The following is an 11,888-nucleotide window of genomic DNA, read 5'->3' on the forward strand; positions in this document are numbered from 1 at the left end:
GAAAAAAGGACTACCTCCGCAGCCCTTCACAGGTGATCAATCTTTTTCAGTTGAAACAACAATCCAGTCGGTCCGTTATAAGACAAGTTTACCAGCATCATCGCAAGCTCGTTGGGTGTATACTTCATCCCGCTCTCAAACCAATACAGAATAATCCCCAAATGGGCCGAGGTGATGTAGGCGATGACATAATCATAGGGAACGGAACTTTCTTTGTCCTGCAGCTGCATCTTAACGAGCTTTTCATAGAAATTGACTTCCATGAATTTCTTTAATTTCTTCTGAAAAGCCGGATCGCCCTTGGGACCCAAGACGGCTCTGAAAAAAACGGAGTGCTCATATAAGTATTCGAACACCTTGACGAGCGGGGGATAGGCTTCATTTCGGTTTACATACTGGATAATGTCCAAGGGGTTCACGACCCTGATGAACTTCCGTAACTCAGAGATCGCCTCCTCCTCGCATTTTTCCAGCAAATCGTATTTGTCTGTATAGTTGAGATAAAAGGTACCTCTATTGAGTCCCGCTTTTGACGTCAAGTCTTTGACCGTGATCGCGTCGAAGCCTTTTTCTTCGATCAGCTGGGAGAGGGCATCCTTCAGCATTTTGCGGGTACGGAGGATTCTCGGGTCTACTGTATGCTCTGACATGTCGTCACACCTTTCTGTCAGATGATGTGTGCTTTTGTTTGGTTTGAGAATCATTATAGTAGACACAGAGGTGACTAATCAACAGATCGTTCATTACCAATGACCCTACCCAACCTTTATCGGACACAAAAAAATACACCCCCCGCTATCATCGGATACCCCTAGGGCTGTTGCCGATGATAGCAGGAGGTGCTCATTTCACCTTTTGAACTGAGATGTTCTACGAATTACCCCTGATTCAATGCCTCGCCTACCTGCACGACGCGGTCCAGATACTGCTCAATCTCTTGACGGCTCTTCGCCAGCTTGCTTACAAAACGCACGGTTTCCTTGCCGTTCTGGAAGGCGACAAAGCTTGGAATCCCCATGATGTTGAGCTCTTGGGACAGGTCTGGGAAATTGTCACGGTCAAGCGAGATCATGTCGAGCTTATCCTTGTACGCCTCTTCAAGCTCCGGCATGAACGGGTCGATACGGTGGCAGTCCGGGCACCAGGTCGTGTAGAATTTGACCACAACAGGCTTTTCAGACGCAATCGCTGCGTCGAATTCGGCTTGGGTTTTGATTTCTTTCATTATGTATCATTCCTTTACTTGTAAGTTACTTACCCCTATTGTACGCTCACCGCGCGTTTTTCACCACATCGACCAACACTTCTGTCGGCGGATTTCCTTTTTGCGCAAAAATGATCTTGCCTGCCTTGTCGATTACATAGACGATCCGCTGCTGGGCAAAGAGTCCCAAGATCTTCCCCACGCCATAGGCTTGACGAATCCGCCCGCCCGCATCGGTGATCAGCGGGAACTCATAGCCGAAGCGGTCCGCGAATTTGTGATGGGTATCCAGGTCAGCCGGATTGACGGCGAAGACCACGGTATCGTACTTGTCATAGTCGGCAAACGCATCCTGTGCCGCACACAGCTGCTTGGTGCAGGTAGGTGTCTCGTCGGCGGGGTAGAAAATCAGTACGACGTTCTTTTTCCCCCGGTAGTCACGCAGATCAATCGTGCCCTGTGTGCTTTCGGCTGTGAATAACGGGGCCGGATCATTGATGGATAGCATTATGGAAACCTCCCTTTTTCTGTCTCTATCTCATTACCATTGTAAAGCAAAAGAGACGTTTTGTGGGAGTTGGTATCGGGCAAAAAGTACTTCCTCCTCGTCTACTCCCTCGGCTCGCCCACCTGTTGGATGACCTCGACGAATGCACGCGCCGGCTTGGAGAGGTGCCTATCCTTATGATACGCCACGACCAGTGTACGGTACGGTTTGGTCGTAAGTGGTACATAGGCTGGCTTGACGCTCGTCCACGGCGCACGGGTAATCATGTTCGGCGCAAATGAAATGCCCATTCCCGCCGCCACCAGGGACTGTACGGTCTGGATGTTGCTGCTCTCAAATACGATGCGCGGTGTAAAACCTGCCTGTTCACACAGCATCAGCGAGATCTGACGGAAGCCCTGCCCTTCTTTTAACAGGATAAACGGCTGCTGGGACAATTCCGCCAAGTCGATCTCGTCACGGTCAGAGAGCGGATGATCCGGCGGCAAAGCCAGATAAATCTCCTCCTGAAAAGCAGGCTGAATCTCCAAGCTCGGCTCCTCGATGGGCATCGTCAACAGACTCACATCCAGCTTGCCGCGCACCAGCATCTGCTCCAGACTGCTTGATGTATCCTCCACCAGCTGCAATTCCACATGGGGAAACTGCTTGGAGAACTCAGGAATCACATGCGGCAGGACATACGCACCTGTGATTGGCAGGCTGCCTACCAACAAGCGCCCCGAGTCCCCGCTGGCATAAGCCCGCATCTCCCGCTCCAGCGCCTCGGCCTGATCAATCAGAATTTGCGCCTGCTGGGCGAAGCGTTCGCCTGCATCGGTCAGCTCTACTTTTTGTCCCAAGCGGTGAAACAGCGGCACCCCCCACTCTTTTTCCAGCTTGGCGATCTGCTGGCTAAGCGATGGCTGGGCGAGGTGGAGTCTGGCGGCTGCACGGGAAAAACTGCGTTCTTCGGCCACCGCCAGAACATAGCGGATTTGGCGTAGCTCCATGGTACGACCTCCTTATAGGTATTACCTATCGTGTTGATTACTATTATATCTTTGACCTATCAAGCATTCTACAGGTAAACTAAACACAAGAGTTTCAATCGTAGCCATAATTCGCTTGGGAGGGTGCATATGATGATGAAACCACGTACTTTGTTTGAAAAAATTTGGGATGCACATGTAATCCACGAAGAAGCAGGCAAACCAAGCCTTCTTTATATCGACTTACATCTGGTACATGAGGTGACCTCGCCACAGGCATTCGAAGGTCTTCGCCTCGCAGGACGCAAGGTTCGCCGCCCTGAGTTGACTTTTGCCACGATGGACCATAACGTACCAACCGCTGACCGCTTCAATGTCGCTGACCCGATCTCCCGTCAACAGATGGAGACCCTGACGCAGAACTGCGCCGAATTCGGGATTCCGCTTGCTGACCTCAACAGCCCTGACCAGGGAATCGTCCACGTCATCGGGCCTGAACTGGGTCTGACTCATCCAGGCAAAACCATCGTCTGCGGTGACAGCCATACCTCTACACACGGAGCATTCGGTGCGCTTGCGTTCGGGATCGGGACCTCTGAGGTAGAACACGTCCTCGCTACCCAATGCCTGCAGCAGCAAAAACCAAAAACGCTCGAAGTTCATATCAAAGGCGACCTGCCATCCGGCACATCTGCCAAAGACATTATCTTAGCGATTATCGCAAAATTCGGAACAGACTTCGCTACCGGCTATGTCATCGAATACACCGGCGATGCGATCCGTCAACTGACCATGGAAGAGCGTATGACCGTCTGTAACATGTCGATCGAAGCAGGCGCCCGTGCCGGCCTGATCGCTCCAGATGAGACGACGTTCCAATATCTCAAAGACCGCCGCTACGCACCACAAGGCGAAGATTTCCTCGCCGCTGTAGAAGCTTGGTCCCAACTTGTAACCGACGAGGGTGCTACCTATGACCACCGTGTCGAGCTCGATGCAAGCGAAGTAGAACCACAAGTAACATGGGGAACCAGCCCTGGCATGGGTACCGGTATCAACGGATGTGTACCGCATCCAGAGAGCTTCTCCACTGCTGACCAGCAAAAAGCAACCCGTGACGCACTTGCCTACATGGGTCTTGAAGCAGGCACTCCAATGAAAGATATCAAAATCGACCGCGTCTTCATCGGTTCCTGTACCAACGGCCGTCTCGAAGACCTGCGCAAAGCGGCAAAAGTAGCACAAGGACGCCGTGTCTCCCCTACCGTCCACGCGATGGTCGTACCAGGTTCCCAAGCGGTCAAACTGGCTGCCGAACAAGAAGGCTTAGACAAAATCTTCGTGGAAGCAGGCTTTGAGTGGCGTGAATCCGGCTGCTCCATGTGCCTCGCGATGAATCCTGACGTACTGGCACCGGGTGAGCGTTGCGCATCCACTTCCAACCGTAACTTCGAGGGTCGCCAAGGTCGTGACAGTCGTACACACCTCGTCAGTCCAGAGATGGCCGTAGCCGCTGCAATTGCCGGACACTTCGTCGATGTCCGCGAATGGCTCCGTGAGTCCGCACCGGTCTCCAACTAACTCACGCTCCCAACCACTGACAGGGAATCAGAGATTTGTAACCAGCGATTAAGGAGGGTTCAGCATGCAACCATTTACCGTTCATACAGGTACAGCCGCCCCGGTCGACCGGGTCAATATCGATACAGATGCGATCATCCCAAAACAATTTTTGAAACGAATTGAGCGTTCCGGCTTCGGACAATTCCTTTTCTACGAATGGAGATTCACTCCAGAAGGCCAACCGATTGAGTCCTTCGTTCTGAATCAACCGCGTTACAAGGATTCCACCGTACTGCTCGCCCGCTCCAACTTCGGCTGCGGCTCCTCCCGTGAGCATGCACCTTGGGCATTGCTTGACTACGGCTTCCGCGCCATCATTGCCACTTCTTTTGCAGATATCTTCTATAATAACTGCTTCAAGAACGGTGTGTTGCCAGTCGTCCTCTCAGATGAGCAGGTAGATGAACTGTTCAAACGTGCTGCTGAGTATGAAAACTATCAGCTGACCGTTGATCTGGAGAAAAAAGTGGTCAAAGACGACCATGGCTTGGAGTATCCATTCGAAGTAGATGACTACCGCCGCTTCTTCCTGCTCAATGGCTTGGATGATATCGGTCTGACCCTGCAGCATGAGGATCAGATTGCAGCTTACGAGGCGAAACGAGGACTTGTGTAAGTTTTCGTCCCATATGTTAACCCCCTTTCCTCCACATGTGCCGTGGTGAAAAGGGGGTTTCCTTTTTTTCTACTTACATACCCAACCGCCGGAATTCCTGCTCGAGCTTCTGAATCCATTCATCCATCGTGATCCCCTCTGGATCTTCATCCGACGGCTTCTTATGCCACTCGCTGTTCGGCAATCGGCCTTGTCCGATCCTCAACTTCAGCTCGACCAGATCCTCTAAGTCCATATCGGCTACATCCATAAACCACAGCCGATCATCATTATGTTCGTTGGCACTCATCCAGTCCACCCCACACGTTATTATCAAATATGTAATTACAGCTCAATCCACACTTCTTCCTGCCGAATCTCAACCGGATAGGTCTGCAAGGGGATCACACATGGCGATGAGGCCGGCGCTCCCGTCTTCACATCAAATGTGCCTCCGTGTCTGGGACAAGCCACAATGTGCCCCGCAAGCGATCCATCCGTCAGGTACTGTTTTCGATGTGTACATATATCAGATGTCACATAAAATCCGTCATCCAGATGATACAGCGCTAATTCAGCCCCGTCTACGATGACCTGCTTCATTTCACCTACGCCGATCTCATCTGTGCCGGCGATCCTTTTCCACGGCATGTGTTCACCCTCGTTTTCTTACTCTTTTCGCCTTTTTTTGCCTGTATGAACTTGATCTATGTTGTTTCAATTTTCCCATTCATCCCAACTCCTATCCCTGTTTTTGTTGGATGAGCAGGTATGCGAGGTATGTTTTTCATTTGCTGCCCCATACTAACAATTAGGAGGTGCGTTCTGTGGAACAGGAAAAAGTAACGATCAAGATCAATGACAACGGTTCGATCCGGGTGAACGGCAAGGTAGAACTGCTGGATGGAGCGGGTGAACCGTATGAGGTGGGCGAATCTTTTTCGCTTTGCCGCTGTGGTCAGTCGGGTAAGAAGCCTTTTTGCGATGGAACCCATAAGCAGATTGGGTTTGAGAGTGCGCCGAGGGCGAAGGAATAATGCGTGTTTATGTAAAAAGGAACCGTGCTGGACAGCTGCGGCTCCTTTTCCTCTTTTATACAGGCAGCAAATCTGGTTGGCTACTGCTTGGTTGACTATTCATTTGGATCAGAGCTCCAGCCTTTTTCTGCATCTTCACCACGAAACACCAGCTTCTGATCCCGCAAAAAATACACATCTTCATCCGGATAGTGGGCGATATCACCCTGTTCTTTTGTACCTACATCTAAGATTTCTAATATTGCGTCACCTGTATTGATAAACTGATGCGCGATATTCTTTCCGGCTGGCTTGGCGAAGAAGTCTCCTTTTTTCACTGGATACTGCTCCCCGTCCAATCTCAGTGTGCCCTCCCCCGCGAGGATCAGGAAGAACTCTTCTTGTTTGGAGTGGCTGTGGTACTTGGTGCTTTTCTGGCCGGGTGGGATCTTGTCGATGTGGACGTAGATTTTCTCACTGCCTGCTGCTGCGCTTAATAGAAGCATGCTGGCGTTGCCGCCGAATTGTTCTTCGAATTCTGCGGGCAGTTGGTTAAGGTTATGAATCTGGCTCAGATGAAAGTCCCCTTTCCTCATACGTAATAGTCTATATGTTTGTTAGTGAATTACTCAGTAACTAGGGACTTAGAAGCATCAAACCTTCTATTGAATAGGTCTCACTTTTTATAAACCGCTCTAGATTATCTCCGAAATCCACCAATTGGTTCATCTCCGTTATGATAAAGAAAGTCGACTGCATCGAATACGGTTCTTGTCTCATATTTTGAACATGAACTTTGATGGCTACATATCCTCGTTTATTGTAAAGAGCGAAAGTCATCATGATATAATGATGACTTTGCTCCGAATCACTTCCGGAAACCCACTCAACACATTCCTCGGGGTTTGAAACGAATCGAAGGATAGCCTCTCTCCATTCCTCACATTCATCATTGGTCGTGTACATGTCCATGCTGATGCTGCATCCTATTCCACTGATGGTGAGCTTACATTCAAAAAAGTCTACATCGTACCATGTTTTCGTCAGTACAATACTCACTTGTGACCGCATCCCCCGATATTTATGATCCCTTATAAAAACAACACCATTAACCACTCATCATAATACTGCCCCGCAACCTTCAACGCCCGCTTCTCCTCCCCGTACACCTCAAAGCCACACGACTTATACAGCGCAGCCGCCGCTTCATTGGTGGTGACGACCGCAAGCTGGATTTGCTCGGCGGACTTTTCCTCACGAACGCGCTCAATCAAGGCTTGAACGAGCTTTTTACCGACGCCGCCTTGGCGTTTTTCCGGATGGACGTACATGGAGACAAGCGTACCCTTATGCCCCGCCTTCAGACCGCCCGGATGATAAAAGCCGACAATCCCGATCAGCTCCTCTCCGGCGAATGCTCCCAAGGTAAAAGAGGTTTTCCCCGGTAAGCGCTGCAGCAGGCTGGTCCAATAGTCATCCCCGGCCTTCACAGCATCCTCGTAGCTGGCCCCGAAGGCTTCCGGGTTCAGCCGTAATCCCATCAACCGTAATTCTTTAAAAACAGGGGCGTCCCCCGCGTCTAATATGCGAATCCTTACATCTTGTGCCATTCGTGGTGGCCTCCCTTACGTTCATTTTCCGATCATTTTCCGAACAATGCCGTTATCCCTTATCCCTGCTCCCACTCATGCCGGAGCAACCCGTACAGATGCATGTCAAACACCTGTCCATCCCGGTGCAAAAACTCACGGTACGTACCTTCCCGCTTGAATCCTGCTTTTTCATAAGCGCGAATTCCCGGAATATTGTAATCAAACACACTCAGTTGAATCCGATGCAGATTCAGCTCACGGAAAGCAAAACCAATGGCGACCTGCAAGGCTTCTGTTCCATAGCCTTTGCCACGCGTCTCTTCGCCGCCGATCAGCATTTCGATCCAACTGACACGGTTGTTCCAGAGGATCGCGGTCAGAGCGATATATCCGATCAATAGATTCTCATCCAGAGTACGAATAGCGAACACGTAGCTGGTATCACTGCTGTTATTCTGTTCCAGCCATTTGGTCAGCTTTTCTGCGGTGTAGGGCTTGGCTGGGGTGGCGTCGAGATGGCGCAGTACATATTCGTCGGAGTACCACGTCACCATCACAGGCACATCGTCTGTGGTTAGCGCGGTCAGTCGGATGCGCTCGCCGGTGAGTAGATTTTTGGCTGCTAACATGCTCGTCTCTCCTTTTTGGCATGGGTGTTTTGTATGATTTTGGTTGTTTCCGCTAAGTCTATACCAAAATGAATGGATTGGAAAGGTTTGGTGACGACATTTATGCCTCCTGTTCTGGGTGTGCTGCTGCCCCATCCTCCGGTGATCATCCCAAGAATCGGTCAGGATGAAGCGTCAGAGGCACAAAAGACGATTGACCATGCCCGCTTGGCCGCCAAAACCGTACAGTCGCTGGCACCCGACACGATTGTGGTGATTACGCCGCATGGTACGATTTTTGAAGACGCAGTGACCGTCATGAGCGGGGATGTGCTGTCTGGTACATTCGGGGAGTTCGGAGATGATACGCCATACCGTCTGGACAGCGATACAGAGCTGGTGGCGCGGATTCACCAGCTGGCAGTGGAAACGAACGCGAAGCTGACCGTGCTGGATGAGGCGCTGAAAAAGCAGTTTCAAATCACGAAGGAGCTGGATTACGGGGCGCTGGTTCCACTGGATTTCATGCTGGAAGCGGGATTCGATGGGACAATTGTCCATGTGACAATCGGACTTGTATCGCCTCTGGAGCTGTATCAGGCCGGGATGCTGATCCAAAAGGCTGCCGATCAACTTGGGCGCCGCATTGTCGTGATCGCAAGCGGAGACAACTCTCACGCCCTGACAGATGAGTCGCCGGAAGGAGCACGTCCCGAAGGCAAGCAGTTTGATGACATGCTGGTGGATGGCATCCGGCATGGAAAATGGACGGAGCTGATCCTGACCGACCGTGATTTTAGCGAGTCGGCGGCAGAGGATACGATTTTGTCGCTGACGATTATGCTGGGGTGTTTGGAAGGGTCTTTGATCCAACCATCGCTGTTGTCCTATGAGGCACCATTTGGGATCGGGTATACGGTGGCGACTTTTCGTGGGAGTGGGCGCAGTGAAGTCACTCTCTACACCTCTCTGCAACACGCCATCTCCTCCCATATCCAACAACGCCGTACCCAAGAGTCTCCCCCTGTCAAGCTGGCACGGCTTGCCTTGGAATACTACGTCCGCCATGAGAGTAGACCCACCGCCGATAAGCTCAAACAGCTGGTCACCCTCGACATGGACAGCCCTCACGGCGTTTTCGTCACGATCAAGCAGCACGGCTACCTGCGCGGCTGTATCGGCTCGACCGAACCTGTATCTGCGAGTCTGTACGAGGATATCATCACGTATGCCATCGAGACAGGGACCGAGGACGACCGTTTTTTTCCGGTGGAGGAAGACGAGCTGGATGAGTTGATCTATCAGGTCAGCCTGCTCTCCCCGCCGGAACCTGTCACATCTCCTGGCGAGCTTGATCCCAAGCGCTATGGGGTGATTGTGGAGACCGACGAACATTACGGCTTGCTTTTGCCTGATCTGGCAGGTGTCGAGGATGTGCAGACACAGCTTGCCTACGCACTGGAAAAAGCGGGCTTGACCGAACTTACACCAGACGTCAGGCTGTATCGTTTTACCGCTTCCGAGTATCAATAAATCCATCTGAGGCAATCCCCACAGACAGCGGCTATTGGGGTTTGCCTCCAAACGTGTTACACTAATAGGAAATATTCTTGATTGCCTTGCTAGTATGGAGGTTCTTACGTGGGAGTAGGTAACATGCTTTCTTTGCATGCCGCCCGTTATTATGCCAAACGAAACGATGCGGCCACATCAATTAAATATTATCGACGTGCCCAAGACCATGTGTTGGCCGACCCTGACGATGTGATGCGGTTCTGTGAGCTGCTATCCGAGCAGGGCGAATGGGAAGAGGCCGTCAGCGTACTCGACGCCGCGATTGAGCGTCACCGTGACAAGGACTTTTTGTATGCACGGCGCGGGCTGGTACTAAGAGAGTTAGGCCGGGATACCGAGGCATTGCAGAGCTTTAACCGGGCGATTGCCTTGAATCCGGAGCCTTATTTTTATTGGTATACCCGTGCGCTGATCTATCAGGATCTGGACAACTGGGAGTCGGCGATCCTTGACTTTCGGGCGAGCATCAAGCGGGAAGACAGCCATACCGTCCGATCTACATGGTATGAGCTGGGCAGTGCTTATCTGCGGCTGAATCAGGTGGATGAGGCGATCAATGCCCTCTTGACCGCTGTCCAAGATGAGGAGAACGCCGTCGCTATCTATTACTACAAGCTGGGCGAAGCCTTCATGTCCGCCGAGCAGAGCGATTCGGCTGCCATCGCCTTGGAAAAAGCACTGACGCTGTACGAACAACAACGGGCACTGCCAGACCAAGGGATCGAGGAATTCCGCCGCCGCACCGGCTATACGGCATCTGGATTCGAAAGCATCAAGGAATACATCGATGAACGCTTCGCGATGGTGCTGGAATTATCCGAGCTGCTTGCCGATCTGGGTCAGCTGGAGGATGCCTGTGACGCACTCAGCCGAGGGATCGAGCTGTATCCGGATGCAGATGTACTCTGTGTGGAGCGCGGTCTTCTCTACGTACGCATGGGAACATACAAAAAAGCGCGCGCCGACTTCACCCGTGCCCTTGAGCTTGACCCTAACTACATCCGTGCCCTGATCGAACGCGCACTCGTCCAGTCCCACATCGGGAACAACGAAGAAGCGATTGCCGATCTCAAGCTGGCAGCAGAGCGCGAACCTAGTCTGTCGGTCGTCCATTATACATTGGGCAATCTGTATATGTCGCTCGACCGCCCCGAAGACGCGCTCCCCTGCTACCATACCTTGGTCGAGGTGGAGCCAGACGATCCAGCCAACTACCTGCGCCGTGCCGAAGCCCTGCTGTTCGTCGGGCAGTATGAGGAAGCGATCCAAGACTGCGACACGGCCATCACGCTTAGGGACGCACCAGAGATCCGCATGAAGCGCAGCTACATGTACTTCCTAGTCAACCGCTATGAAGAGTCGATGATCGATCTGGAACATGCACTGGAGATGGACCCACAGCTCGACGAGAACAGCAACTTCCTGTTCGCCCGTGGGATGAATCTGATGAACATGAAGCATACCGACCTGGCGGAAGCCGAGTTTACCAAAGCGATTGTCAACGACCCTGCCACCCCACTGCTCTATGATAAACGCGCCAGCTGCCGGATCAGCCTGGGGAACCTGGAAGGCGCTCTCGAAGACTGTGACATGGGCCTGATCCTCGATGACGAAAACACGTCACTGATCTGGCTTCGTGCCTTTGTCCACTATGAGCTGGGCAACTATCGGCTGGCCGTGGAAGACACCGAGCACTACGTCGCCCTCCTGCCGCATGATCCTGCGGGCTATTACAACATCGGGCTTTTGCATATGAGCGAAAATCAGGATGAGCTGGCAATCGAGTGGTTCAACAAGTGCCTGGAGATCGACCCTGCCTTTGCCGAAGCTTATCTCAAACGCGCCCGCATCTGGCAAGGCTTGTTTGACCTTGAGCAGACCGTAGAAGATCTGACCCAATGGCTGCTGTATACCGATATCCATCTGTCGCTCGACGAACGTCTGGAGGTACTCGAAGAGGTCGAGGGCTTCCAGCCAGAGGTTGTCGAGGAAGTCCGCTCGCGGGTGGAAGGCTTGTATGGCGGCAGTGGCTATGTGAATTAACAGACCGATGCAAATGCTGGCTTTGAAATGCTGGCGGTATCGGTCTTCTTCTTACTGAATATTTTTTGAAAATTCATATTTTTAATCACATACGCATATGCTGTAATAACCCTTCTGAATGAACATTATAAAAACCCAAGGTAGAAAAGCTGC

The 11,888-nt window shown here is 51.8% G+C and carries 15 protein-coding genes; 5 read left to right on the plus strand and 10 right to left on the minus strand.

The window, feature by feature from the left end; all coding sequences use genetic code 11:
* Positions 1-26: 26 nt before the first annotated feature.
* The 4 genes from FGI41_RS06090 to FGI41_RS06105 all read right to left on the minus strand — a co-directional run bounded on the left by FGI41_RS06090 (position 27) and on the right by FGI41_RS06105 (position 2,704).
* Positions 27-650, minus strand: a complete 624-nt coding sequence (locus FGI41_RS06090) for a TetR/AcrR family transcriptional regulator (RefSeq protein WP_176560150.1) — start codon at positions 648-650, stop codon at positions 27-29.
* 227 nt (positions 651-877) lie between these two features.
* Positions 878-1,225, minus strand: a complete 348-nt coding sequence (locus FGI41_RS06095) for a thioredoxin family protein (protein ID WP_139489083.1) — start codon at positions 1,223-1,225, stop codon at positions 878-880.
* A 46-nt stretch (positions 1,226-1,271) separates the two neighbouring features.
* Positions 1,272-1,712 carry a peroxiredoxin gene (locus FGI41_RS06100; protein ID WP_139489084.1) on the minus strand — a complete coding sequence of 147 codons (441 nt, stop codon included), beginning with the start codon at positions 1,710-1,712 and terminating at the stop codon, positions 1,272-1,274.
* 101 nt (positions 1,713-1,813) lie between these two features.
* Positions 1,814-2,704 carry a LysR family transcriptional regulator gene (locus tag FGI41_RS06105; protein ID WP_139489085.1) on the minus strand — a complete coding sequence of 297 codons (891 nt, stop codon included), beginning with the start codon at positions 2,702-2,704 and terminating at the stop codon, positions 1,814-1,816.
* A 135-nt stretch (positions 2,705-2,839) separates the two neighbouring features.
* On the opposite strand from FGI41_RS06105, the gene leuC reads away from it, so the two are divergent.
* A complete protein-coding gene (leuC, locus tag FGI41_RS06110) occupies positions 2,840-4,264 on the plus strand; it encodes a 3-isopropylmalate dehydratase large subunit (protein ID WP_139489647.1) in 1,425 nt (474 codons plus the stop codon).
* A gap of 64 nt (positions 4,265-4,328) precedes the next feature.
* A complete protein-coding gene (gene leuD, locus FGI41_RS06115) occupies positions 4,329-4,922 on the plus strand; it encodes a 3-isopropylmalate dehydratase small subunit (RefSeq protein ID WP_139489086.1) in 594 nt (197 codons plus the stop codon).
* Positions 4,923-4,995: 73 nt separating this feature from the next.
* On the opposite strand, the gene FGI41_RS06120 is transcribed toward leuD, so the two are convergent.
* Together FGI41_RS06120 and FGI41_RS06125 are read right to left on the minus strand one after the other, a co-directional pair.
* Positions 4,996-5,211 (minus strand): hypothetical protein, encoded by a 216-nt coding sequence (locus FGI41_RS06120; RefSeq protein WP_139489087.1) that lies wholly within the window; start codon positions 5,209-5,211, stop codon positions 4,996-4,998.
* A 35-nt stretch (positions 5,212-5,246) separates the two neighbouring features.
* Positions 5,247-5,552, minus strand: a complete 306-nt coding sequence (locus tag FGI41_RS06125) for a non-heme iron oxygenase ferredoxin subunit (RefSeq protein WP_139489088.1) — start codon at positions 5,550-5,552, stop codon at positions 5,247-5,249.
* Between the two features lie 176 nt (positions 5,553-5,728).
* Between FGI41_RS06125 and FGI41_RS06130 the strand changes: the two genes are divergently transcribed.
* Entirely contained in the window at positions 5,729-5,938 is a 210-nt protein-coding gene (locus tag FGI41_RS06130) for a CDGSH iron-sulfur domain-containing protein (RefSeq protein ID WP_139489089.1), read from the plus strand.
* Between the two features lie 95 nt (positions 5,939-6,033).
* On the opposite strand, the gene FGI41_RS06135 is transcribed toward FGI41_RS06130, so the two are convergent.
* The 4 genes from FGI41_RS06135 to FGI41_RS06150 are packed head-to-tail and all read right to left on the minus strand — an operon-like array spanning position 6,034 to position 8,138.
* Positions 6,034-6,513, minus strand: a complete 480-nt coding sequence (locus FGI41_RS06135; protein WP_139489090.1) for a cupin domain-containing protein — start codon at positions 6,511-6,513, stop codon at positions 6,034-6,036.
* Between the two features lie 40 nt (positions 6,514-6,553).
* Positions 6,554-6,976: a hypothetical protein gene (locus FGI41_RS06140; RefSeq protein ID WP_139489091.1), complete on the minus strand. Its 423-nt coding sequence runs from the start codon at positions 6,974-6,976 to the stop codon at positions 6,554-6,556.
* Between the two features lie 32 nt (positions 6,977-7,008).
* Positions 7,009-7,527, minus strand: coding sequence for a GNAT family N-acetyltransferase (locus FGI41_RS06145; RefSeq protein WP_139489092.1), 519 nt, complete (start codon positions 7,525-7,527; stop codon positions 7,009-7,011).
* Between the two features lie 59 nt (positions 7,528-7,586).
* The gene (locus FGI41_RS06150; RefSeq protein ID WP_139489093.1) at positions 7,587-8,138 is read right to left on the minus strand and encodes a GNAT family N-acetyltransferase; all 552 of its coding nucleotides are present in this window, start codon (positions 8,136-8,138) and stop codon (positions 7,587-7,589) included.
* 102 nt (positions 8,139-8,240) lie between these two features.
* Between FGI41_RS06150 and amrA the strand changes: the two genes are divergently transcribed.
* The gene (gene amrA / locus FGI41_RS06155; protein ID WP_176560151.1) at positions 8,241-9,650 is read left to right on the plus strand and encodes an AmmeMemoRadiSam system protein A; all 1,410 of its coding nucleotides are present in this window, start codon (positions 8,241-8,243) and stop codon (positions 9,648-9,650) included.
* Between the two features lie 108 nt (positions 9,651-9,758).
* Positions 9,759-11,735: a tetratricopeptide repeat protein gene (locus tag FGI41_RS06160; protein ID WP_139489095.1), complete on the plus strand. Its 1,977-nt coding sequence runs from the start codon at positions 9,759-9,761 to the stop codon at positions 11,733-11,735.
* The last annotated feature ends 153 nt before the right edge of the window (positions 11,736-11,888 follow it).

It is taken from the genome of Brevibacillus dissolubilis, assembly GCF_006170445.1.
Lineage (GTDB): Bacteria > Bacillota > Bacilli > Brevibacillales > Brevibacillaceae > Brevibacillus_B > Brevibacillus_B dissolubilis.

Coding starts and splice junctions, on each gene's coding strand:
- FGI41_RS06105 (WP_139489085.1), bottom strand. CDS start 2,704: ATGGAGCTACGCCAAATCCGCTATGTTCTGGCGGTGGCCGAAGAACGC.
- FGI41_RS06125 (WP_139489088.1), bottom strand. CDS start 5,552: ATGCCGTGGAAAAGGATCGCCGGCACAGATGAGATCGGCGTAGGTGAA.
- FGI41_RS06090 (WP_176560150.1), bottom strand. CDS start 650: ATGTCAGAGCATACAGTAGACCCGAGAATCCTCCGTACCCGCAAAATG.
- FGI41_RS06135 (WP_139489090.1), bottom strand. CDS start 6,513: ATGAGGAAAGGGGACTTTCATCTGAGCCAGATTCATAACCTTAACCAA.
- amrA (WP_176560151.1), top strand. CDS start 8,241: ATGCCTCCTGTTCTGGGTGTGCTGCTGCCCCATCCTCCGGTGATCATC.
- leuC (WP_139489647.1), top strand. CDS start 2,840: ATGAAACCACGTACTTTGTTTGAAAAAATTTGGGATGCACATGTAATC.
- FGI41_RS06150 (WP_139489093.1), bottom strand. CDS start 8,138: ATGTTAGCAGCCAAAAATCTACTCACCGGCGAGCGCATCCGACTGACC.
- FGI41_RS06120 (WP_139489087.1), bottom strand. CDS start 5,211: ATGAGTGCCAACGAACATAATGATGATCGGCTGTGGTTTATGGATGTA.
- FGI41_RS06145 (WP_139489092.1), bottom strand. CDS start 7,527: ATGGCACAAGATGTAAGGATTCGCATATTAGACGCGGGGGACGCCCCT.
- FGI41_RS06100 (WP_139489084.1), bottom strand. CDS start 1,712: ATGCTATCCATCAATGATCCGGCCCCGTTATTCACAGCCGAAAGCACA.
- leuD (WP_139489086.1), top strand. CDS start 4,329: ATGCAACCATTTACCGTTCATACAGGTACAGCCGCCCCGGTCGACCGG.
- FGI41_RS06095 (WP_139489083.1), bottom strand. CDS start 1,225: ATGAAAGAAATCAAAACCCAAGCCGAATTCGACGCAGCGATTGCGTCT.